The following is a 21714-nucleotide window of genomic DNA, read 5'->3' as shown; positions in this document are numbered from 1 at the left end:
CGCACGTGGCACGCCACCAGCGGAATGGCGCAGCACCCGCGCAGCCGCTAGGTCAGGTAGTCGAGAAGCGGGTCCGCGAGACCCACGTAGCTGCCCGGGGTCAGATCGAGCAGCCGCGCCTTGGCGGCGTCGCCGATCTCCAGTTCGGTGACGAAGGCCACCAGATCGTGCCGGTTGATCCGCTTGCCCCGGGTGAGTTCCTTGAGCAGGGCGTAGGGGTCCTCGATCGTAGAGCGCCCCGCCGACACCTCGGCGCGGATCACGGTCTGGATCGCCTCGCCGAGGATCTCCCAGTTGGCGTCGAGGTCGCGGGCGAGCATGGCGCGGTCGATGTCGATTTCGCCGAGGCCGCGCAGGATGTTGTCGAGGGCGAGCAGGGAGTGTCCGAAGCCCACGCCGATGTTGCGCTGCGTGGTGGAGTCGGTCAGGTCGCGCTGCAGCCGCGAGGTCACCAGTGTCGCCGCGAGCGAGTCGAGGATCGCGCTGGACAGCTCGAGGTTGGCCTCCGCGTTCTCGAAGCGGATGGGGTTGATCTTGTGCGGCATGGTCGATGAGCCGGTGGCCCCGACCTGCGGGATCTGGCGGAAGTAGCCGAGCGAGATGTAGGTCCAGACATCCGTCGCCAGGTTGTGCAGCACCCGGTTCGCATGGGAGACGCGCGAGTAGAGCTCGGCCTGCCAGTCGTGGGGCTCGATCTGGGTGGTCAGCGGGTTCCAGGTGAGCCCGAGGCCCTCGACGAAGCCGCGCGACACGGCCGGCCAGTCGACGGCGGGATCGGCCGCGACGTGGGCGGCGAAGGTGCCGGTGGCACCGCTGAATTTGCCCAGGTACTCGCTGTCCTCGACCTGCTGGGCCAGGCGCTCGAGCCGGTAGACGAAGACCGCGAGCTCCTTGCCGACCGTGGTGGGTGTCGCCGGCTGGCCGTGTGTGCGGGCCAGCATGGAGTCGGCGCGGTATTCGAGGGCGCGCAGGCGCAGGGCGCCGATGACGGCGCGGAATTTGGGCAGCCAGACCTCGCGCACAGCGTCGCTCACGGTCAGCGCGTAGGACAGGTTGTTTATGTCCTCGCTGGTGGCGGCGAAGTGGGTGAGCTCGCTGATGTGGTCGAGGCCCAGCGTGCTCAGGCGGCGGCGCACGAGGTACTCGACGGCTTTCACGTCGTGCCGGGTGGTGGCTTCCAGCACGGCCAACTCGTCGATCTCGGTCTGGCCGAAGTCGGTGACCAGAGCGCGCAGGCCGAGCTTTTGCTCCGCGTTCAGCGGTACGGAGCCGAAGAGGCTGTGGTCGGTGAGGGTGATCAGCCACTCCACCTCGACCTGCACCCGGGCCCGATTAAGGCCTGCCTCGGATAGGTACTCGCCCAGTTCGGTGACGGCGGCGCGGTAGCGGCCATCGAGTGGGCTGAGGACCTGGGGCGGTAACGGACTCATCGGACTCCCTGTCGGATTGCGGGTGCAAGTTGCGCGAAGAGCGCTTCATTTGCGCTTTCAATCATGCCAAGAACCGTGTCAAAGAAAGCATCGTCGGAATAGTAGGGGTCGGGAACGTCCAGCAGGGCAGCCTGGGCCGCATCGAAACTGAGCAGCAGGCGCACCTTGCTGCGGTCACGCTCGGTCGTGGCCCAATTGCGCAGGATGCGTTCCTGCGCGCGGTCGAGCACCACGACGAGGTCGAGGTCGGCAAACCACTCGGGGTCGAACTGGCGGGCCCGATGATGCCTGCCGTCGTAGCCGCGGGTGGCCAGGGCGGCGATCGTGCGCTGATCCGCCTGCTCGCCGACATGCCAGTCGCCGGTGCCGGCGGAGCTGGTGGTGATCAAACGACCCAGGCCGGAGCGCGTGATCAGATCGCGAAGCATGACTTCGGCCATCGGCGAACGGCAGATGTTCCCGGTGCAGACGAAAATAATGCGGAACGGTGTCGACTCATCGGGTGTGATCGACACAATGTCCATCTCCCCATTGTGTTGCACCCGGCCCCCTCCCCAGCCGCCGTCGTGCGGCATGTTCCGTGAACTCTCGGATTCATAGCGACCACGTCTGCCGGGGGGTGGCACGCTCACTGGCAGCGAATCCGCAGCGCGCAGAAGGGCGGAGATGGAGATTCCGGGCGGCACCAGCTCGACTTGCACGATCGTGACTCATTACGCGCTGGAGGCGCGCCTCGACGAACTTCGGCAGCGACGGATGCTGCTGCGCCTGCTGCGCGACGACGTCGACATGGCGGCGGGCCGGCTCACGGCCGGCGACCTGACCGGCTCGTGGCGCTCAGAGGCCCAGCGGAACTACGACCGTCAGCGCAGCGACCTCGCCGGCGAACTCCGCCGAGCCGCCGGGCTCCTCGACGCCGCCCTCACCGAGGTGGTGGCCGCGATCGATCAGGGCGGGGCTGCTCTGGCCGAGGCCCGGGCGCCGGTCCCGATCCTGGCACCCGGCCCGGCTCCAGCCCGGGCGGTGCGATGACGGGGGAGCAGCCTGGCGGCCCCGGCGACACCCTGATCGTGTCCGGCGGCGGGAGCACGCTCGTCGCCACCGACACGCTGCTGGCCGAGGCGGCGCGGCTGCGGCTGCTTCAGGGTGACGCCGAGGACTGGCTGGTGCGGGTGGCGCGCATCCAGGCACTGGATTCCGACCAGCCCCTCGGTCCGGTGATGAGCCTGCCCAACGCCGGGATGAACGTGTTCGCGGCCCGCTCCGCCCTGGAGCGAGTCGCGGAGCGCAGCCAGACCCTCGCCGACGCTCTCATCGCGGCGGCGGAGGGCTACGGCAGGGCCGAGCGCCTGCGGGACTGGGGAGCAAGCCTCTCCGGGGCCTGGCTGGGCTCCACCCTCGGGCTGCTGGCACCTCTTCTGGCCCTGGCGGCCGTGCCCGGCCTCACGGTCGGCGTGGTGGGGTTGGTGCTCGGCGGTCTGCTCACCAGCCGGCGCCCGGGAGACGCGCCCGCCGAGATCGGCGCCTGGGTCCACGCGCATCCGCGGGCCCTGACCAACCCGGTCCTGGTCGAGGCGGTGCGGGTGATCGTCTCCTCGGCCGACGACGCGGCCACCGGTCGTGCCGGGGTGCCGTTCCCGGTGTCACTGGCCCTCGGCGACGAGGGCCTCGGCCTGCTCGGTGTCACGACGACCGCGGCGGGCTTGGTCGGGCTCGCCCGCCCCCTCGGCCTGCTGCGCGAGACTCCCGTGTCGGTGGAGCGGCTCGACGGTGGGACCCGCCCCCTCGGCCCGCCGCCTGCGGGTGCCGCGCGGCCCGGCGCCGCTCTCCCCGGCCGACCCGTCGCTCCGCCGGCCGGCTTCGAGGACCTGGCTGCCCGCATCCCCTCGGTGTCGGAGGACGCCCCGCAGGTGCGCATCGAGCGTTATGGCGGTCCGGACGACGCATCCTGGGTGGTCTACATCGGCGGCACCGCGGCGTGGAGTCCGGTCGCCGGTGAACAACCGTGGGACCTCACCTCCAACCTCGTCGCCCTCGCCGACCAGGGCTCCGGCTCCTATCGGGCGGTCGTCGATGCCCTGCGGGAGGCCGGGGTGGCGCCGGGCGACCCGGTGGTTCCGGTGGGTCACTCGCAGGGCGGGTTGGTCGCGGCGCAGCTCGCGGCGTCCGGGGACTTCAACACCGTCGCGGTGGCGACCTTTGGGGGACTCACCGCCCAAGTGGCCCTGCCCGCAGACGTGGAGGCCGTCATGGTCGAGCACACCGACGACCTTATCCCTGCCCTGGGGGGAACGGCCACCGGCGACGATGAGCGCCTGGTGGTGCGCCGCGAGGTGTTCGCTGAGACGGAGGTGCCGGTCGACCGGCCGCTGCCGGCTCACGCCCTCACCGCCTACCGGGAGACCGGGCGGCTCATGGACGGCTCCGAGGAACCACGATTACAGGAGTTCCGGGAGACCCTCGGGAAGATCCTCGGCACGGAAGCTGGCGAGTCCTCCCGGTGGCGGGGCTTCCGCCTGGCCGACGGCTGACCCGACGACTGGAGATCGCTACGAGCGGGGGGTGACCGGTCGGATCAGCACGCCGAGAATCCAGCTGATGATGCCCAGCACGAGTGCGCCGAGCACACCCCACCAGAAATCGTCCACCACGAGCCCGAAGCCGACCAGGCCCGAGAACCAGGCCACGATCATCAGCAGGAAACCATTCACGATCAAGGAAATCAGGCCGAGCGTGAGGATGTAGACCGGGAACGCGACAACCCGCACGAAGCCCCCGATCACACTGTTGACGAGGCCGAAGACCAGCGCGACCAACAGATAGGTGGCGATCAGGGCGGTCGTGCCCTCGGCGAACGGATCGACCCGCACCCCGCTGACGAGCAGGGTCGTGAGCCACAGGGCGACGGAGTTGAGGATCAGCTTGATCAGGAATCTGGCCATGACTCCACTATGGCATCGCCGGTGACTGGTCGCACGGATGGGACAGCCCGGGGCCTAACCATGCGGCCACGTGAATATGCCGCGGCGTAGAATCGCCGAGTGAGCCCATCAGACCCGCCCTCGGTCCGCCTGCGCCCCGAGATTGTCGCCCTCCCGGCCTATCGGCAGGGTCAAGCTGCCGCAGCCAGTGCGTTCAAACTCTCGAGCAACGAGAACCCCTTCGATCCGCTGCCCGGCGTCATCGCCGCCGTGAACGCCGAGACCGCGTACAACCGGTACCCGGATGCCTCGGCGCTGGCCCTGCGCGAACGGCTGGCCACGCAGTTCGGCCTGAGCGTCGACGAGGTGCACATCGGTGCCGGCTCCGTGGCCCTCCTAGCCCAGCTCATCCTCGCCGCCGCGGGACCGGGTGACGAGGTGCTCTACTCGTGGCGCTCCTTCGAGGCCTACCCCGGTCTGGTCACCGTCGCCGGTGCCACGAGCGTGCAGGTTCCGAACCGGGCCGACCATGGCCACGACCTGCCCGAGATGGCCACCCGCATCACGGACCATACCCGCGTCGTCATCATCTGCAGCCCGAACAATCCGACCGGGACCGCCGTCACGGGCGACGAGTTCGAATCGTTCATGGCCGTCGTCCCGCCGGACCTCCTCGTCATCCTCGATGAGGCCTACTGCGAGTTCGTCACCGACCCCGAAGCGGTCACCGGTCTGCCACTGCTGTCCCGGTTCCCGAACCTGGTCGTGCTGCGCACCTTCTCCAAGGCCTACGGCCTGGCCGGCCTGCGCGTCGGCTACGCCCTCGGTCCCGTCGCCGTGCTCGATGCGGCGAGGTCCACCGCGATCCCGCTCTCGGTCACAGGTGTTGCCGGCGCGGCCGCGATCGCCTCTCTCGACGCCGCCGACCAGCTGCTGCGGCGGGTGCGTGCCCTGACCGAGCGGCGCGACCGGGTCTGGCGCCTGCTGAGCGAGCAGGGCTGGAACATTCCGGTGCCTCAGGGAAACTTCATCTGGCTGCCCACCGCCGAGGACACCGCCGACATCGCCGATGTCCTGTCGGCCGTCGGCCTGATCGTGCGCCCGTTCCCCGAGGGCATCCGAATTTCGATCGGTGAGGAAGAATCCGTGGAGAAGCTCCTGGGTATTTGCGCCGACATTGTTGACGATCTACCAACGGGGCACCCTGCCCGAGGGCTAGGTTAGTACGGTGTCAGCGACCCCGAGTGCCTCTCCCACGGTGCGAATGCTCTCCCCGGAGGGTGTCTTCGCCCCGAGCGATTCCGCGGCCGAGTTCCTGCCCTACCTCGATCGACTGACTGAGGCCGACCATCGGCGGTTCTACCGCGACATGGTGGTGGTGCGCCGGTTCGACACCGAGGCCGCGAACCTGCAGCGGCAGGGCCAGCTGGCCCTCTGGGTGCCCAGCCACGGCCAGGAGGCCGCCCAGGTCGGCTCCGCCTACGCAACCCGGCCGCAGGACCACGTGTTCCCGTCCTATCGCGAGCACGTCGTCGGCATGATCCGCGGACTCGACCCCGTCGATATCCTGCGGATGCTGCGCGGTGTCACCCTCGGCGGCTGGACCCCCGAGGACCACGGCAACTTCCACCTGTACACCCTGGTGCTGGCCTCGCAGACCCTGCACGCCACGGGCTACGCGATGGGCATGCAGCTCGACGGCGCGACCGCGACCGGCAATCCCGAGACCGACCAGGCCGTCATCGTGTACTACGGCGATGGAGCTTCGTCGCAGGGCGACGCCAACGAGGCGCTCGTCTTCGCCGCCAGCTACCAGACCCCGCAGGTCTTCTTCCTGCAGAACAACCACTGGGCCATCTCAGTGCCCGTGACCCGGCAGTCCCGCACTCCGCTCTACCTGCGTGCCGCCGGCTTCGGCATGCCCGGCACCCAGATCGACGGCAACGACGTGCTCGCCAGTTTCGCGGTGACGGCCAAGCACCTCGACGACGCCCGCGCCGGCCACGGCCCCGCCCTGATCGAGGCCCTGACCTACCGAGTCGGTGCCCACACCACGGCCGACGACCCCACCAAGTACCGCGACCCGGAGCAGCTGGCCTACTGGGTGGCCCGCGACCCGATCGTGCGCTTCCGCAGCTACCTGCAGGGCCTGGGCGTCGAGCAGGAGTTCCTCGACGCCGTCGACGTGGAGGCCGACGACTACGCCGCGGATGTGCGCCGCCGGGCCCTCGACATCCACTCCCCGGAGAAGGCTGTCATCTTCGACAACGTCTACGCCGAACCCCACCCGCTGATCCAGGAACAGAAGGCCTGGCTCGACCACTACGAGGCATCCTTCGAAGGAGGCGACGCGTGAGCGACACGATCGTGACGAGCACCACCGGCCTCGCCACACCGACCACCGCGATGCCGACCCCGGGACACCCGGCTGCCGCCAAGCGGGCCATTCCCGGCACCGGAACGGCGAACCTGCCCATGACGAAGGCCCTCAACGCGGGCCTGCGCCAGGCCATGCGCGACAACCCCCGGGTGCTGATGATGGGCGAGGACATCGGCCCGCTGGGCGGGGTCTTCCGCGTCACCGAGGGTCTGATCGCCGAATTCGGCGACAAGCGCGTGCTCGACACCCCGCTGGCCGAGTCCGGCATCATCGGTACGGCCATCGGCCTGGCCCTGCGCGGCTACCGCCCGGTCTGCGAGATCCAGTTCGACGGGTTCGTCTTCCCCGGCTTTGACCAGATCACCAGCCAGCTGGCGCGGATGCGCAACCGGCACGAGGGTGAGGTCTCCATGCCCGTCGTGATCCGCATCCCCTACGGCGGCCACATCGGGTCGATCGAGCACCACCAGGAGAGCCCGGAGACGTACTTCGCGCACACGCCGGGCCTGCGCGTGGTCAGCCCGTCGAACCCGCACGACGCCTACTGGATGTTGCAGGAGGCCATCGCCTCCGACGACCCGGTCATCTTCTTCGAGCCCAAGAGCCGCTACTGGCCCAAGGGTGAGGTGAACCTTGCCGAGAGCGGCACGCCCCTGCACGCCAGCCGCGTGGTACGCAGCGGCACGGATGCGACGGTCGTCGGCCACGGCGCCATGGTCAGCGTCCTGCTGCAGGCGGCGGATCTCGCGGCGGCGGAGGGAACCAGCGTCGAGGTCATCGACCTGCGTTCAATCTCGCCGATCGACTACGGTCCCATCCTCGCGTCGGTCGAGAAGACCGGGCATCTGGTCGTCGCCCAGGAGGCCCACGGCTTCGTCAGCGTCGGATCGGAGATCGCCGCGACCGTCATGGAGAAGGCCTTCTACCTGCTCGAGGCTCCCGTGCTGCGCGTCTCCGGTTTCGACACCCCGTTCCCGCCGGCCGCCGTCGAGACGCACTTCCTGCCCAGCCCGGACCGCGTGCTCGAGGCCGTCGACCGCGCCCTCTCCTACTGATATGAGTCGCACCAGGGCTTCTCGCCTCACCAATCGCAAGGAGCGTACTCGATGAGCGTGTCGAAATTCACACTGCCCGACGTCGGCGAGGGTCTCACCGAGGCCGAAATCGTGGAGTGGAAGGTGGCGCCCGGCGACACCGTGTCGATCAACCAGGTGCTGGTCGAGATCGAGACCGCGAAGTCGCTCGTCGAGCTGCCGTCGCCGTACGTCGGCGTGGTCGGGGAGATCCTGGTGAAACCCGGCACGACCGTCGACGTCGGAACGGTCATCATCACCATCGTGGCCGAGACCGTCGCCGTCGCGTCTGCGTCGAGCAGTGCGATCGCGAACGGCGCGGGCGAGCTGGCCAGCGCGGCAGCGGATGCCGGCTCCACCATCACGGACGAGCCGGCCGAGACGCCGGGCGCGGTCCTGGTCGGGCGCGGCGCCGCGGCGACCATGCCCACCCGGCGCAAGCGTCACGGGGTCACCCCCGTCGCCCACGAGTCGATCGCGCCGCCGCCCGTGCACCCCACGCGCCCGGCCACTTCGCAGCTCCCGCAGCTGCCGCGCGCGGCATCCGCGGGCCCCGTCGTCGCCAAGCCGCCGATCCGCAAGCTGGCCAAGGACCTCGGTGTGGACTTGTCCCTGGTCGAGGCGACCGGCCCGGTCGGCGACGTCACCCGCGAGGACGTGCTGCGGGAGGCCACCCAGGCCAGCGTGTTCCGCAACATCCAGACGCCGGAATGGCCCAGCGACCGTGAGGAGCGCGTCCCGGTCAAAGGCGTGCGCAAGGCCATCGCCCAGGCCATGGCCTCCAGCGCCTTCACCGCACCGCACGTGAGCCTCTTCGTCGACGTGGACGCCACCCGCACCATGGAGTTCGTCAAGCGGCTCAAGGCGTCCACCGACTTCGCGGGCGTGCGCGTGTCCCCGATGCTGATCATGGCCAAAGCCATGATCTGGGCCGTGCGGCGCAACCCCACGGTCAACTCGGTTTTCACCGACGAGGAAATCGTGATCAAGCACTACGTGAACCTGGGCATCGCCGCGGCCACCCCCCGTGGGCTCATCGTGCCCAATGTGAAGGAAGCGCAGGACATGAGCCTGCTTGAACTGGCCCGCGCCCTTGAGAAGCTCACGCTCACCGCGCGGGACGGCAAGACCTCGCCGGCGGAGATGTCGAACGGCACGATCACGATCACCAATATCGGTGTCTTCGGCATGGATACCGGCACGCCCATCCTCAACTCCGGCGAGGCCGGCATCGTGGCCCTCGGAACGATCAAGCCCAAACCGTGGGTCGTCGACGGCGAGGTGCGGGTGCGTCAGGTGACGACCATCGGCGCGAGCTTCGACCATCGCGTGGTCGATGGGGATGTCGCGAGCCGCTTCCTGGCGGATGTCGCGAGCATCATCGAGGAGCCCGCGCTGCTGCTCGAGTAAGGTCCCGGAGGAGATCCCGGCGGCGGCCCTTATTGGTGTTGACAATCATTATCATTAGACGTAACATCGGCCCTGTGACCAACAATCGACTCGTCCTCACCGCCCTGGCCGCCGTTGCCGCGCTGACCATGGTCGGCTGCACTCCGACCGGCGGTTCGGCGGATGGCGCCGGCGCCGGCGACCTCAAGGTGGTCGCGACGACCACCCAGGTGGCGGACCTCACCCGCAACGTCGTCGGCGACACCGCGGGCGTAGTAGTGACCCAGCTCATCCAGCCCAACCAGAGCGCGCACAGCTATGACCCGTCCGTGGCCGACTTGACAGCCCTCGGTGAGGCCGATGTGCTCGTGATCAATGGGGTTGGCCTCGAGGAGTGGCTCGACGACGCAATCAGCGCCAGCGGTTTCGACGGCGTGACGATCGACTCCGACGAGGGCATCGAGATCCAGGACATCTCAGCCGGCGAAGAGGACCACGCCGACGACAAGGCCGCGACGGATGACGCCGAGCACTCCCACCAGGGCGGCAACCCGCACATCTGGACCGACGTGTCCAATGCCGAGACCATGGCCGTCACCATCGCCACGGGCCTCAGTGATGCCCAGCCGGACCTGGCCCCGGACGTCGAGGCCAACGCGACCGCCTACACCGGCCGGCTGGCCGAGCTCGACGACTGGATCCGTACCAACATCGACGCCGTGCCCGCCGAGCAGCGCCTGCTCGTGAGCAACCACGACGCATTCGGCTACTTCACCGAGGCTTACGGCATCACCTACGTCGGCTCCATCATCCCGAGCTTCGACGACAACGCCGAGCCCAGCGCCGCCGCGATCGACGAACTCGTCGACGCCATCACGGCCACCGGGGTCAAGGCGGTCTTCTCCGAGGCCTCGATCAGCCCGAAGGCCGCCGACACCATCGCCGGCGAGGCCGGCGTCAGCGTGTACTCGGGGGAGGACGCGCTCTACAGCGACTCCCTCGGTGCGCGGCACAGTGACGGCGCCACCTACATCAGTTCGCAGCTGCACAACGTCGGCCTGATCCTCGAATCCTGGGGAGCCGAGCCCACCGCGGTGCCCGCAGACCTGCGATAGTTAGTCAGTGATCGAGAACCCTTCTCAAGTACGGCCGAGCGCGCCTGTCGCGCTCAAGGTGGCGGGCGCGTCCTTTTCCTACGGCCAGAGCCCTGCCCTGGCCGACATCGACTTCGAGGTGCACGCCGGCGAGGCCGTGGCGCTGATCGGGCCCAACGGGTCCGGCAAGTCCACGCTGCTCAAGGGCATCCTCGGCCTGATCCAGCGCGTGAGCGGTACCGTCGAGGTGCTGGGAGCGGCAGCGGCCCCGGCCGGATCCATCGGTTACGTGCCGCAGGCCGACGAGATCGACCAGCAGTTCCCGGTCACGCTCGAGCAGGTCGTCATGATGGGGCGCTACCGCTCGCTAGGCTGGCTGCGCCTGCCCGGTAAGCGCGACCGTCAGGCCGTGGCCCGTGCACTCGACGCGGTGGGCCTCGCGCATCGCGCGAAAACCCGCTTCGGGGAACTCTCCGGCGGCCAGCAGCAGCGCGGACTGCTCGCACGGGCCGTGGCCGCGGGGCCCCGCCTGCTGCTGCTCGACGAGCCGTTCAACGGCCTCGACCAGCAGAATCGGGACGCGCTCGTGGGCACCGTCAAGCGTTTGAAGGAGGAGGGGGTGGCCGTGGTCGTCTCCACCCACGACCTCCAGCTCGCCCGCGAGGTCTGCGAACAGGTGTTGCTGCTCAATGGCGCCCAGGTGGCGTTCGGGCCGCGCGAGTCGGTGCTGATCCTGGAGAACGTGCAGCGCACGTTCCGAGAGGTCGGCGTGGAGATCGACGAGCACACCGTGGTTGTGCCCGGGCACACCGGTCACTGAGATGGACTTCCTCAGCCCGCTGATCGACGCCTTTGCCCTGCCGTTCATGACCCGGGCCCTCTTCGTGCTGGGTGCGCTCAGCCTGGTAGCCGGCGTCGTCGGGGTGCTGGTCAACCTGCGGGGCCTCGAGTTCATCAGCGACGGTCTCACCCACGCGGTCTTCCCCGGCATCGCGATCGGCTTCGTCTGGGGTGGGCGCGAGGGGCTGTTCGCCGGCGCGATGGTCGCCGCCCTGTTCGCGGCGGTCATCCTCACCCTGATCGTGCGCCAGTCCGTGTCCTCGGATGCCGCGGTCGCCATCGTCTTCACCGCCATGTTCAGCGTGGGCATCATCCTGGTCTCCCGCGAGACGAACTACGTCGGCCAGCTGGAGCAGCTTCTCTTCGGCCGCCTCCTCACGGTCAGCCCGAATGAGGTCGTGCAGACCGTCGCCATCTGCCTCGTGGCGCTGGTCCTGATCGGGCTCACGCTCAAGGAGGAGGTGTTCCGCGCCTTCGACCGGGTCGGCTTCGCCGCGGCCGGCTACCGCACGCTCGCGCTCGACCTCGTGCTCAACGTGGCCATCGCCCTCGTGGTCGTCGCGGCCTCCAGCGCCGTCGGCAACCTCCTCGTCCTGGCCGTGTTGATCGTGCCCGGCGCCGTGGCCCGGCTCATCACTGACCGGCTCTGGCTGCTGTTCCCGATCGCGGCCTGTTTCGCGGCCCTCGGTGCCTGGCTTGGGCTCGTGCTCGGTTTCCAGGCATCCGTGCAGGCCGGTCTCGACCTGCCCAGCGGCGCGACCGTGGTGCTGGTGCTGGTCGCCGGCTACGCCGTGGTGCTGCTGTTGCGCCTGTCCATCGACGGTCTTCGGCGGCTGGGTTCGCCCCGTCCGCGGTTGCAGCGCACCCCGCCGCCGCGCACCCCGCCGCCGCACGAACAGCTGGTGACGTGATGGGCTACTTCGAGAAGGCACTCCTCGCGGCCGCCGTGATCGGCGCCCTCAGCGGGCTGGTCGGATCCCTCGTCATATTGCGCCGCCGCACTTTCTTCGCCCAGGCCCTCACCCACGCCACCTTCCCGGGCGCCGTGACCGCCACGATCGTCGGCGTGAGCATCCCACTCGGGGCGGCCCTGGCGAGCATCCTCATCGTCGGCATCATGACCCTGATCGGCCGGGTGAAGCGGCAGGGCACCCAGGTGGCGTCCGGCATCCTGCTCACCGCGGGCTTCGCGCTCGGCGTGCTTCTGCAGGCCCTCAACCCGTCGCTGCCGGTGCAGGTCGACTCCTATTTGGTCGGGTCGATCCTCACCGTCACGACCGGTGACGTCTGGCTGGCCGTCGGCGTGCTCGGGGTGGCCGTGGCCGTGATGGTGCTGCTGGGCAAGGAGATCCTGTTCTCTACCTTCGACCCGAGCGGATTCCGCGCCGCCGGATTCCGGGAATGGCCGATCGAGCTGCTCACCCTCGCCCTGACCACCGCCACCGTGGTCACCGCAATGCCGGCCGTCGGGGCGATCCTCGCGATCGCGCTGATCGCGGCCCCGGCCGCCGCCGCGCGCCTGGTCACGCGCACCGCCACCCAGATCCTGGTTCTCGCTCCGGTGCTGGGCGCGGCCGCCGGCCTGGTCGGAGTGCTCCTGTCCCGGGCGATCGACGTGGCCGCCGGGCCGGCGATCGCCCTCACCGCGGCCGTCTTCTTCCTGGTGGCCCTGGGCGGTCGCCGGCTGGTCCGGGCGCGGTTACGGTTGAAAGCATGAAGCGAAACACCTGGCAGCGCGAGGCCGTGCGCACCGCACTCAGCGACGCCGAGGGATTCGTCAGCGCCCAGGGTCTGCACGCCAGCCTGCACGCCACCGGTTCGCCCATCGGCCTGGCCACGGTGTACCGGGCCCTGGCCGACCTGGCCGGCGAGGGCGAGGCCGACTCGCTGCAGTCGCCCGACGGTGAGGCGCTCTACCGCGCCTGCAGCACGACCGACCACCACCACCACCTGATCTGCCGCAACTGCGGACTCACCGTCGAGATCGAAGCGGACGCCGTGGAAAACTGGGCCAAGAACGTGGCCGCCGAGCACGGCTTCAGCCAGGCCGCCCACGTGGTCGACGTGTTCGGTCTCTGCGCGGCCTGCTCCGCCGCATCCGTGGACTAGGCCCACCGCCGCGCGCCGGACTCGTCCTCGCCCCGAACGAATTCGACGGAGATTCTGCCCCCACAACCCGGTTTTGCCGGTTTTAGGGCCTGAATCGGCAAAATCTCCGTCGAATTGGTTCAGTTTGCGCTGGGGGAGAGCACCGCGTAATGTTGCATGCTGCTGCGCATATCTGTGCGTGCACTGCTGGTTCGCCCGCTTCCGCTTCGCGGAAGTCTAGTCATGCCAGCCGACAAGAGATCTTGGGAAGGGCATTCGCCCTTCGGTATTGGAGGAGAACCATGGCAGCTACTTGCCAGGTGACCGGAGCCGTTCCCGGCTTCGGACACAACATTTCGCACTCGCACCGACGCACCAAGCGTCGCTTCGACCCGAACGTTCAGACCAAGAAGTACTACGTACCGTCGCTTCGCCGCAACGTCACGCTGACCTTGTCCGTCAAGGGCATCAAGGTGATCGACGCTCGTGGCATTGAATCGGTCGTCAAGGACCTTCTCGCTCGTGGGGAGAAAATCTAATGGCCAAGCAGCATGACGTCCGCCCGATCATCAAGCTCCGTTCGACGGCCGGCACCGGTTACACCTACGTGACCAAGAAGAACCGTCGCAACGACCCCGACCGTCTCGTGCTCAAGAAGTACGACCCCGTAGTGCGCAAGCACGTTGACTTCCGTGAGGAGCGCTAAAAATGGCGAAGAAGAGCATGATTGCCAAGAACAACCAGCGCAAGGTTATCGTCGAGCGCTACGCCGCGAAGCGCCTTGAGCTCAAGAAGGCCCTCGTCAACCCGGCCGGCACCGATGAGTCCCGTGAAGCTGCTCGCCTCGGCCTGCAGAAGCTTCCCCGCAACGCGTCGCCGGTTCGCCTGCGCAACCGCGACGCGGTCGACGGTCGTCCCCGTGGACACCTCAGCAAGTTCGGAATCTCGCGCGTGCGTTTCCGCGACATGGCTCACCGCGGCGAACTGCCCGGCATCACCAAGTCCAGCTGGTAACAACGCACCAAGCCGCTTAGCCGGTCATTCGGAACCTCGGTTCTGAAGCGAGAGGATGTCGACTCCGGTCGGCATCCTCTTTTTTCGCCCACAGCGAAAATGAAGCCGTTACGGCAGCCAAACCGGCTGGAAACGCCGCAAATCCGCGGAATTCCGCGGTTGTCTGCTAGATTCAACCCGGTCCAACCGGCCAAACGGAGTCGCTCCTCGGAGCGTCGCCCGCAATACGTGAATCCCTGTTTTTACAGACAAAGGTCCGAGGAGGACACTCAATGGCTGACAAGTCGCTGAACAAGACCGAGCTCGTTGCCAAGGTTGCCGCAGACTCTGGCCAGAGCCAGGCTGCAGTTGACAGCGTTCTGAACGCTTTCTTTGCAACTCTCGCCGACACCGTCGCGAACGACGGCAAGGTCACGATCCCGGGCTGGCTCGGAGTCGAGCGCACCGCTACCGCAGCGCGCACCGGCCGCAACCCGCAGACCGGCGAAGAGATCGCCATCGCCGCGGGCCACCGCGTCAAGCTGACCGCTGGTAGCAAGCTCAAGGCTGCCGCCAAGTAGGTCGCGAACCAAGAAAGCAGGGCGTCGCCTTCGGTCGGCGCCCTGCTTTCGTCTGTGACGTCACACGTCAGCGTGCCTCGTGGAGCGTGCGTCCACCGGGCACGGTTAGGCTGAGTCAGTGCCTCGTCTCGTGCGTATCTCCGGTCCGGCAGTGCTTCTGCTGGTCGCGACGCTGGCGACGCTCGTCGCGCTAGCCTACGGTGGCGGCGCTTCGGCGCAACTGCTGGCCGATCCGGGACCAGTCGTGCGGTGGGGTCTCCCGCTGGCCAAGCTCCTCGTCAACCTCAGCGCCGCCGGCACCATCGGCGCCCTCGTGCTCACCCTTTTCGCCCTGAGCCCTCGGGAACCCGAATACAACGCGGCCCTCGATTTCGCCGCCGGGTCCGCCGCCGTCTTCACCGTGGCATCCGCCCTCACCGGTTTCTTCACCTTCCTGCAGGTGACGACCATTCCGCTCAGCTTCGATGACCGGTTCAGCGCCACCGCCGGGCAGTTCTTCAGCGACATCGAGATCGGCCAGGCCTGGCTGATCACCACCCTGATCGCGGCCTTCGTCACCGTCTTGTGTTTCGCGGTGCGTTCACTGACCGGGCTCGTCTTCGTCACGGTCCTCGCCGTGGGTGCCCTGGTGCCGATTGCACTACAGGGGCACGCGGCCGGCGCCGAGGGGCACGACGTGGCCATCACCGCCCTGGGTCTGCACCTGGTCTTCGCCGCGGTCTGGCTGGGCGGGCTGCTGACCATCATCGTGCTGCGCAAGCAGTTGGCCGGCGGCCGCCTCGATCCGGTCATCGCGCGCTACTCCTCGCTCGCCCTCGTTTCCTTCATCGTCGTCGCTGCGTCCGGCTACGTCGGCGCCGAACTGCGGTTGGGTGCCTGGGACCGGCTGCTCTCGCCCTATGGCATCCTCGTTCTGGTCAAGGTCTTCGCCCTCACCGTGCTCGGCGTGTTCGGCGTGCTGCAACGCCGGTACGTGATCGGGCGGATGCTGCGGAGCACCCCCGCAGACGCCCAGACCCCCGCACCCCGCCGGAACGTCTGGTTTTGGTGGCTCATCGTCACGGAACTGGCGTTCATGGGGCTCGCCTCCGGGGCTGCCGCCGCCCTCGCCAAGACCGCGACGCCGGTCGAGCAGATCACGGCGACCGAGATTCCCACCTCGACGCCCGCCCAGATCCTGACCGGCGAGCTCCTGCCACCGCCGCTCACTTTCAGCCGCTACTTCACCGAGTGGAACTTCGACCTGGCCTGGGTGCTGTTCTGCGCGTTCGGCATCTTCTTCTACGTGGCCGGGGTGCGCCGCCTGGCCCGCCGCGGCGATAAGTGGCCCGTCTTCCGCACCGTGCTCTGGGTGACCGGCATGCTGATCCTGTTCTACATCACCAACGGCGGCGCGAACCTCTACGCGAAGTACCTCTTCTCCTCCCACATGCTCATGCACATGGCCCTGACCATGCTCGTGCCCGTCTTTCTGGTGCCCGGGGCGCCGGTCACTCTCGCCGCCCGGGCCATCCGCAAGCGGCAGGATGGCAGCCGCGGCGCCCGCGAGTGGATCCTGTTGGCCGTGCACTCGGCGTACGCGGGGTTCCTGGCCAATCCGCTGGTCGCAGCCGTGCTCTTCGCCGGTTCACTCTGGGTGTTCTATTACTCCTCGCTATTCAGCTGGGCGACGACCGACCACATCGGCCACGAGTGGATGATCGTGCACTTCCTGATCACCGGCTACCTGTTCGTGCAGTCGCTGATCGGCATCGACCCGGTGCCCTACCGCCTGCCCTACGCCGGCCGCCTGCTTCTTCTTCTGGGCACGATGGCCTTCCACGCCTTCTTCGGTGTCACCATGATGACGGGCACCGGGCTGCTCCTCGCCGACTGGTACGGGGCCATGGGGCGCGATTGGGGGCTCAGCGGCATCGAGGACCAGCAGATGGGCGGTGGCATCGCTTGGAGCGTCGGCGAGATCCCAACGATCGCCCTGGCCATTGCGGTGGCCATCCAATGGAGCCGCAGCGACGAGAAGGAAACCCGCCGCAAGGACCGAAACGCCGCCCGCACGGGCGACGCCGAACTGCTCCAGTACAACGCTGGCCTGGCCCGCCTCGCCGCGCACGACCGCTCGGAGTAGCAAGAAAGCGTTCAGCAGGGCAGCCGCCGCCGGTCAGCGCAGCTGGAGAGCGAGCGACCCGTCCGGGTTCACGGTCACGCTGATCGCGACCGCAAAGGCCACGTCCTCATCCCGCACCTCGACATCGCCGTCGAAAAGCGACTGCACCTCCACCACAATGTGCGCCTGCCCCTCGGTGTCGGGCATCTCGAAGGTGGAGTCGCCGGCCACGAGGGTGACTGGGGGATACTGGGCGATCGACCAGATCGGGTCGTCTCGCACCCGGTCGTTGATCTCGATGCCGAATGGGCAGTTCGTGGGCTGCAACACCTGTTGCGTGGTGCAATCGTCGAGGAAACGGTCCAGCTCGGCCTGGACCTGACCGATGAATTGGGCGTTGGGCTGGGCGTCGACCGTGACATCCGTCACCCCGGACGCGACGACCGGCACCGTCTGCGAGGCCGCGTCGAGCAGGGTGGAGGTGTGCTCGAACGAGTAGAGGGCTGGTGCGAAGGCCAGGTAGGCCGCCTGGTTCGAGAACATTTCCGGCGCGCCATCGGCGGCGTGCGCACGCGTGTCGAGGGTCAGCCTGTTCACCGAGAACGTGGCCTGCTGCAGCACGTTCACTCGCAGCACGGCCAGCGGGCTGGTGGTGAAGCGCCAGCTGTCGAAAACGCCGAAGAACGTGCCGGCGCTCTCCACCTGGAAGGTCATCGCCGCGGGTGTGCCGTTCAGCCGGAACTCGTAGTCGACCGTGTGCCGTCCGTCGGCCGACTCGTCGTCAGCGGTCAGACGGATGTCGGTGAGCTCCCCCAGCACAGAGTTCCGCAGCAGGGTGTCCGGCAGGTCCTTCGGCAGCGCGGCCGCTTCGAGCTCCGCAGCCGTGGGTTTGACCCCGGGAAGCAGCAGCGCACTGGCGGTGTCTTTGCGGGCCAGGGCGTCGAGATACTGCCCCACGAAGCTGCCGGCGCTGTAGAGGTCGCGGTTGAGCGACCCGATCGTCGCGACCAGGCCTGCGCCAAGGAGGGCGGCAACGATGACCACGGCCACGATGGCGCGCCGCTCGTTACGCCGGCGCCTGCCGTCCCGGTTGCTCACCCCCACATCCTACGGGGCCGGTTCTCCACCAACCCGTAGACCGGGGCCGACTCGTGCAGCCGGGCCGGATACAGTGGTATGTCCCGTCCGCACCCCATCGAAAGCGCCCCCGTGTCTGAGATTCCGCTGTCGCGCGAGCAGGCCGAAGTGTTCGAGGCCATCGAGGGAACCCGGCAGAACGTGTTCGTGACCGGGCGCGCCGGCACCGGCAAGTCGACGCTGCTCAATCACCTCGCCTGGAACACGAGCAAGCAGATCGTGATTGCCGCTCCCACCGGGGTGGCGGCCTTGAACGTGGGCGGCCAGACCATCCACTCCCTGTTCCGCCTGCCGATCGGCGTGATCGCCGACAACGCGATCGACCAGTCCGACCAGGTACGCAAACTGCTCAACACGATCGACACGGTCGTCATCGACGAGGTGTCGATGGTCAACGCCGACCTGATGGATGCGATCGACCGCAGCCTGCGTCAGGCGCGGCAACGGCCGAACGACACGTTCGGCGGCGCGCAGATCGTGCTCTTCGGCGACCCGTACCAGCTGGCCCCGGTGCCGGGGGATTCCGACGAGCGTGCCTACTTCGCGGACACCTACCGGTCGATGTGGTTCTTCGACGCGAAGGTCTGGCAGGTCGCCGACCTGCGCATCTTCGAGCTCACCGAGGTGCACCGGCAGCGCGACGCCGACTTCAAACACATGCTCAACGCGGTGCGGCACGGGCAGGTCACGGCCGAGATCGGCGGCGCGCTCAACGCCGCGGGCGCCCGCACCCCGCCGAGGGAGGGCGTGATCACGCTGGCCACCCGCAACGATTCCGTGAACCGGATCAACGCATCCGCTCTCAAACGCCTCCCCGGCAAGGCGCTGACCGCCAAGGCCGACGTCACCGGCGACTTCGGCGGGCGCACATTCCCCGCCGACGAGGTGCTCGAGCTGAAGGTCGGGGCGCAGGTCATGTTTCTGCGCAACGACTCCAACCAGGACGGCGGCCCGCGCTGGGTGAACGGCAGCATCGGCACCGTCACTCGGGTCGATTCGACGGTGTACGTGGACATCGACGGCGAAACGCACGAGGTCGAACCGGCGGTGTGGGAGAAGTTCAAGTACACCTACAACCCGACCACGAAGAAGCTGCGCAAAGACGTCGTCGCCGAGTTCACGCAGTTCCCGTTGCGGCTGGCGTGGGCGGTCACCATCCACAAATCGCAGGGCGCCACCTATGAACGCGCGGTCGTCGACCTCGGCGCGCGCGTGTTCAGCCCCGGCCAGACCTATGTGGCCCTCAGCCGGCTGACCAGCCTGGACGGCCTTTATCTGACCCGTCCGCTGCGCCCGAGCGACATGATCGTGGACGAGAACGTGCAGCGGTTCATGCGCGGCCCGCGCGCTACCGAGACCCCCTGCCCGGTCACCCCCGCCGACTAGCCCCGTGTTTACCGCCGCGGCTGCCCTTCTCGCGGCTGCCTCTCTCGCCGCTGCCTACGCACCAATTCGACGGAGATTTTGCCGAAAACGGTGCAGAACAGCCCAAAACTAGAGTCTCTAGCCCAAAATCTCCGTCGAATTTGTTAGGGACGAGGGCGGCAGTAGGGGCAAGAGCGAGAGCCGAGGGGCCGCCGGCAGCAATACGGTGCGGCCGGACGGCGGCGTGGGTACACTCCGTCGTGCAGGGGCGCTCCTGTGTGGGCCGCGACGCGACGGGGGTCAGGCGATGAAGCTCGGACAGGCACCGATCAGCCAAGCCGCAGCCGGCCTTGTACCAGCCGGCTCCGCACCTCGTCACGCGAGCCCCCACACACGCCACCACCGCGTGCCGGCTCTCGTCGTGAGTGCCGCCCTCGTGCTGACGGCGTGCACCGCGGCGACGGATGCGTCCCCGGAGGCCCGCGCGCAGGCGGCGGCCCCGTTCTCGTCCGAGGTCACGTCCCGGCTGGATGACGTGCTCGCCGAGGCGAAGACCCTGTCCGGTTCCTCGGGGGCCATTGCCGGTGTCTGGGCGCCGTGGGCCGGCACCTGGGTCGCGTCGCCCGGGTCCGTCTCGAGGACGACACCGGGTGCCCTCACCCCGGAGATGCGATTCCGGATCGGCACCAACACGACGGCGCTGACCTGCACGGTGCTGCTCCGGCTCGTCGAGGAGGGGCGGGTGCGCTTGGAGGATCCGGTGTCCGACTACGTGCCCCGGGTGGTGGGGCTGGACAAAATCACCCTCGGGCAGCTTTGCCGCAACACGTCCGGCCTGGCCGATCACGCCTCCCTGATGGCTCCGCAGATTATGGCCAACCCCAGTCGCAAATGGTCGACACGTGAAGTCATCGCGAGCGGCACGGGCGCACCTCGGGTGGCGCTGCCCGGCGGAACCTGGTCCGCGTCGGATACCGGGGTCGTGCTGCTCGGTCTCGCCCTGCAGCAGGCAACCCGACGCGACTGGCCGTGGCTCTACCGGCACTACGTGTTCGAACCGCTGGGCATGACGAACACCAGCCTGCCATCGCCGGGCGAGCTTGCGATCCCGGGGCCGAGTCCCCGCGGCTATGCCGCGGCCCTTGATCCGGTCGGCAGGGCCCGCTGTGGGAGCGTGCTCGATGTAACGCAGCTGTCGCCCTCGGTGGGCGGAGTGGCGGCGGGGGCGGTCTCGAACCTCGACGACCTGAAGATCTGGGCGCAGGCGCTGGCCGCGGGGACCCTCCTGTCGAAAACATCGACGGATGCGCAGTGGGCGCCGGTTCTGCCGGGTGCCGGAGCCCTCTCCTGGCATCAACACGGCCTCGGGGTCGAGCGGTTCGGCCCGCTGCTCGGTCAGTCCGGGGAGATCCCCGGTTTCATTTCGGCGGCGATGGCCGACCCGGTCAGCGGACTCACGGTAGTGGTCTCCTTCAATAATTCGACCTCCGGCCGCGGGTTCGCCGAGGCGGTCGCCCGCCGACTTGCCGCGGTCGCCGGCGCTGCGCCCGCGTCCGGAGAGGTGCCGGCACCCCAGCTGAACCTGCCCTGGACCGAAAACCAAGTCGCCGGCGAAATCCGGGCTGTCGCCGTCTGCGGATCGCAGCAGCCGGACTAGAAGGGCTGCCGGGTCCAGCGAGACCCGGGAATTATCTTTGGCCCGCAGCCGGTCAGTGGTGGGAGTGCGGTGCGTCGGGCAGAACGGCGGGGCCCGAGTGACCGTGGGACCCGTGCGGGACCGCCTGAGTGCCGGCATCCGTCGCGGCCAGGGCCGGAGTGGTCAGGCCGGAAACCAGCAGGCCGCCGAGCGTCAGCGCGGCCAGGAAACGCCAGCCCTGCGGTGCGGGTTCGGTCGCCCCGGTCACCCCGGCAGGGGTGTCGGATGCCGCCGTCCGGCATCTGGCACGCCGCCGGGTGAGGGCAAGGGAGACGGCCACGAACACGCCGAACAGGGTGGCGATGGTCATCGGGAAGACCGGCAGCACTGTGGCGTCGGCCGGCACCGCCGAGGTGCTGCGGAGCGCCACCATTGCAGCCCAAATGACGCCAGGGAGAAGGGCGGCGACGAGGGCCTGGTTCGGCCAAAGATGCCTTCCTCGCACGAGCGTCGCCACACCCCAGCAGAGCTCGGCGACGCCGAGCCCGACGAAGGTGACGGCGAGCAGGGCTGGAGCGCCGGCGCCCACGGCCAGGTGAATAATCCCTGCCCCGAGGGCGGCGAAAGCGATCCAGAGGCGCGTGATCTGCGTCATGGGATTCCTGTCCGCGGTGTGGGTGGCG

General features: G+C 68.5%; 23 protein-coding genes. 18 read left to right on the top strand and 5 right to left on the bottom strand.

Going from position 1 to position 21714, the window contains the following annotated elements; translation table 11 throughout:
• Positions 1-47: 47 nt before the first annotated feature.
• Together purB and E3O28_RS12200 are read right to left on the bottom strand one after the other, a co-directional pair.
• A complete protein-coding gene (gene purB / locus E3O28_RS12205; RefSeq protein WP_134416180.1) occupies positions 48-1430 on the bottom strand; it encodes an adenylosuccinate lyase in 1383 nt (460 codons plus the stop codon).
• Positions 1427-1954, bottom strand: coding sequence for a low molecular weight protein-tyrosine-phosphatase (locus E3O28_RS12200; protein WP_104099783.1), 528 nt, complete (start codon positions 1952-1954; stop codon positions 1427-1429). Before E3O28_RS12200 ends, purB begins: the two co-directional genes overlap by 4 nt.
• 181 nt (positions 1955-2135) lie before the next feature.
• Between E3O28_RS12200 and E3O28_RS12195 the strand changes: the two genes are divergently transcribed.
• Both E3O28_RS12195 and E3O28_RS12190 read left to right on the top strand, forming a co-directional pair.
• Positions 2136-2462 carry a hypothetical protein gene (locus tag E3O28_RS12195; protein WP_134416178.1) on the top strand — a complete coding sequence of 109 codons (327 nt, stop codon included), beginning with the start codon at positions 2136-2138 and terminating at the stop codon, positions 2460-2462.
• Complete coding sequence (locus E3O28_RS12190; protein ID WP_134416176.1) at positions 2459-3961, top strand: hypothetical protein; 1503 nt, start codon at positions 2459-2461, stop codon at positions 3959-3961. Before E3O28_RS12195 ends, E3O28_RS12190 begins: the two co-directional genes overlap by 4 nt.
• A gap of 18 nt (positions 3962-3979) precedes the next feature.
• On the opposite strand, the gene E3O28_RS12185 is transcribed toward E3O28_RS12190, so the two are convergent.
• Positions 3980-4372, bottom strand: a complete 393-nt coding sequence (locus tag E3O28_RS12185; RefSeq protein ID WP_104099761.1) for a phage holin family protein — start codon at positions 4370-4372, stop codon at positions 3980-3982.
• A 99-nt stretch (positions 4373-4471) separates the two neighbouring features.
• Here E3O28_RS12185 and E3O28_RS12180 point away from each other — a divergent pair, with 99 nt between their 5' ends.
• The 14 genes from E3O28_RS12180 (at position 4472) to E3O28_RS12115 (ending at position 16914) form a co-directional block, all read left to right on the top strand.
• On the top strand, positions 4472-5575 hold the full coding sequence (locus E3O28_RS12180; protein ID WP_134375327.1) for a histidinol-phosphate transaminase: 1104 nt from the start codon (positions 4472-4474) through the stop codon (positions 5573-5575).
• A gap of 40 nt (positions 5576-5615) precedes the next feature.
• Entirely contained in the window at positions 5616-6707 is a 1092-nt protein-coding gene (locus E3O28_RS12175) for a thiamine pyrophosphate-dependent dehydrogenase E1 component subunit alpha (protein ID WP_134416192.1), read from the top strand.
• Between the two features lie 119 nt (positions 6708-6826).
• A complete protein-coding gene (locus E3O28_RS12170; RefSeq protein WP_233191201.1) occupies positions 6827-7786 on the top strand; it encodes an alpha-ketoacid dehydrogenase subunit beta in 960 nt (319 codons plus the stop codon).
• Positions 7787-7837: 51 nt separating this feature from the next.
• Positions 7838-9214 carry a dihydrolipoamide acetyltransferase family protein gene (locus E3O28_RS12165; RefSeq protein WP_104099758.1) on the top strand — a complete coding sequence of 459 codons (1377 nt, stop codon included), beginning with the start codon at positions 7838-7840 and terminating at the stop codon, positions 9212-9214.
• Between the two features lie 74 nt (positions 9215-9288).
• Entirely contained in the window at positions 9289-10308 is a 1020-nt protein-coding gene (locus E3O28_RS12160; RefSeq protein ID WP_198411573.1) for a metal ABC transporter substrate-binding protein, read from the top strand.
• Between the two features lie 7 nt (positions 10309-10315).
• Positions 10316-11107, top strand: coding sequence for a metal ABC transporter ATP-binding protein (locus tag E3O28_RS12155; protein WP_104099757.1), 792 nt, complete (start codon positions 10316-10318; stop codon positions 11105-11107).
• Position 11108: 1 nt separating this feature from the next.
• Entirely contained in the window at positions 11109-12038 is a 930-nt protein-coding gene (locus E3O28_RS12150) for a metal ABC transporter permease (protein ID WP_134416174.1), read from the top strand.
• Positions 12038-12844, top strand: coding sequence for a metal ABC transporter permease (locus E3O28_RS12145; RefSeq protein WP_134401303.1), 807 nt, complete (start codon positions 12038-12040; stop codon positions 12842-12844). Before E3O28_RS12150 ends, E3O28_RS12145 begins: the two co-directional genes overlap by 1 nt.
• Complete coding sequence (locus tag E3O28_RS12140; protein WP_134375333.1) at positions 12841-13236, top strand: transcriptional repressor; 396 nt, start codon at positions 12841-12843, stop codon at positions 13234-13236. The genes E3O28_RS12145 and E3O28_RS12140 overlap by 4 nt, the downstream gene beginning before the upstream one ends.
• A gap of 281 nt (positions 13237-13517) precedes the next feature.
• A complete protein-coding gene (gene rpmB, locus E3O28_RS12135; protein ID WP_104099753.1) occupies positions 13518-13754 on the top strand; it encodes a 50S ribosomal protein L28 in 237 nt (78 codons plus the stop codon).
• Positions 13754-13921 (top strand): 50S ribosomal protein L33, encoded by a 168-nt coding sequence (rpmG, locus tag E3O28_RS12130; protein WP_104099752.1) that lies wholly within the window; start codon positions 13754-13756, stop codon positions 13919-13921. The genes rpmB and rpmG overlap by 1 nt, the downstream gene beginning before the upstream one ends.
• Positions 13922-13923: 2 nt before the next feature.
• A complete protein-coding gene (gene rpsN, locus E3O28_RS12125) occupies positions 13924-14229 on the top strand; it encodes a 30S ribosomal protein S14 (RefSeq protein ID WP_104099751.1) in 306 nt (101 codons plus the stop codon).
• Between the two features lie 272 nt (positions 14230-14501).
• A complete protein-coding gene (locus E3O28_RS12120) occupies positions 14502-14789 on the top strand; it encodes an HU family DNA-binding protein (protein ID WP_104099750.1) in 288 nt (95 codons plus the stop codon).
• A gap of 118 nt (positions 14790-14907) precedes the next feature.
• Positions 14908-16914, top strand: a complete 2007-nt coding sequence (locus E3O28_RS12115) for a cytochrome c oxidase assembly protein (protein WP_174721902.1) — start codon at positions 14908-14910, stop codon at positions 16912-16914.
• A gap of 33 nt (positions 16915-16947) precedes the next feature.
• On the opposite strand, the gene E3O28_RS12110 is transcribed toward E3O28_RS12115, so the two are convergent.
• A complete protein-coding gene (locus tag E3O28_RS12110) occupies positions 16948-17991 on the bottom strand; it encodes a hypothetical protein (RefSeq protein ID WP_134416172.1) in 1044 nt (347 codons plus the stop codon).
• 111 nt (positions 17992-18102) lie between these two features.
• On the opposite strand from E3O28_RS12110, the gene E3O28_RS12105 reads away from it, so the two are divergent.
• On the top strand, positions 18103-19416 hold the full coding sequence (locus tag E3O28_RS12105; protein ID WP_134342711.1) for an AAA family ATPase: 1314 nt from the start codon (positions 18103-18105) through the stop codon (positions 19414-19416).
• Between the two features lie 286 nt (positions 19417-19702).
• Positions 19703-21052, top strand: a complete 1350-nt coding sequence (locus E3O28_RS12095; RefSeq protein WP_166784813.1) for a serine hydrolase domain-containing protein — start codon at positions 19703-19705, stop codon at positions 21050-21052.
• 52 nt (positions 21053-21104) lie between these two features.
• Here the strand turns inward: E3O28_RS12095 and E3O28_RS12090 are convergent, their stop codons facing one another.
• Positions 21105-21686, bottom strand: a complete 582-nt coding sequence (locus tag E3O28_RS12090) for a hypothetical protein (protein ID WP_104099745.1) — start codon at positions 21684-21686, stop codon at positions 21105-21107.
• Positions 21687-21714: the final 28 nt, after the last annotated feature.

It is taken from the genome of Cryobacterium sp. TMT2-14, from assembly GCF_004402465.1.
GTDB lineage: Bacteria > Actinomycetota > Actinomycetes > Actinomycetales > Microbacteriaceae > Cryobacterium > Cryobacterium sandaracinum.
The sequence above is the reverse complement of the archived record's forward strand: the minus strand, read 5'-3'. Positions and strand labels throughout refer to the sequence as shown.

Bases quoted from the DNA above. Each gene is read 5' to 3' on its own strand.
- purB (WP_134416180.1), bottom strand. From the start codon at position 1,430: ATGAGTCCGTTACCGCCCCAGGTCCTCAGCCCACTCGATGGCCGCTAC.
- E3O28_RS12200 (WP_104099783.1), bottom strand. From the start codon at position 1,954: ATGGACATTGTGTCGATCACACCCGATGAGTCGACACCGTTCCGCATT.
- E3O28_RS12190 (WP_134416176.1), top strand. From the start codon at position 2,459: ATGACGGGGGAGCAGCCTGGCGGCCCCGGCGACACCCTGATCGTGTCC.
- E3O28_RS12185 (WP_104099761.1), bottom strand. From the start codon at position 4,372: ATGGCCAGATTCCTGATCAAGCTGATCCTCAACTCCGTCGCCCTGTGG.
- E3O28_RS12175 (WP_134416192.1), top strand. From the start codon at position 5,616: ATGCTCTCCCCGGAGGGTGTCTTCGCCCCGAGCGATTCCGCGGCCGAG.
- E3O28_RS12170 (WP_233191201.1), top strand. From the start codon at position 6,827: ATGACGAAGGCCCTCAACGCGGGCCTGCGCCAGGCCATGCGCGACAAC.
- E3O28_RS12165 (WP_104099758.1), top strand. From the start codon at position 7,838: ATGAGCGTGTCGAAATTCACACTGCCCGACGTCGGCGAGGGTCTCACC.
- E3O28_RS12150 (WP_134416174.1), top strand. From the start codon at position 11,109: ATGGACTTCCTCAGCCCGCTGATCGACGCCTTTGCCCTGCCGTTCATG.
- E3O28_RS12145 (WP_134401303.1), top strand. From the start codon at position 12,038: ATGGGCTACTTCGAGAAGGCACTCCTCGCGGCCGCCGTGATCGGCGCC.
- E3O28_RS12140 (WP_134375333.1), top strand. From the start codon at position 12,841: ATGAAGCGAAACACCTGGCAGCGCGAGGCCGTGCGCACCGCACTCAGC.
- rpmB (WP_104099753.1), top strand. From the start codon at position 13,518: ATGGCAGCTACTTGCCAGGTGACCGGAGCCGTTCCCGGCTTCGGACAC.
- rpmG (WP_104099752.1), top strand. From the start codon at position 13,754: ATGGCCAAGCAGCATGACGTCCGCCCGATCATCAAGCTCCGTTCGACG.
- rpsN (WP_104099751.1), top strand. From the start codon at position 13,924: ATGGCGAAGAAGAGCATGATTGCCAAGAACAACCAGCGCAAGGTTATC.
- E3O28_RS12120 (WP_104099750.1), top strand. From the start codon at position 14,502: ATGGCTGACAAGTCGCTGAACAAGACCGAGCTCGTTGCCAAGGTTGCC.
- E3O28_RS12095 (WP_166784813.1), top strand. From the start codon at position 19,703: ATGAAGCTCGGACAGGCACCGATCAGCCAAGCCGCAGCCGGCCTTGTA.
- E3O28_RS12090 (WP_104099745.1), bottom strand. From the start codon at position 21,686: ATGACGCAGATCACGCGCCTCTGGATCGCTTTCGCCGCCCTCGGGGCA.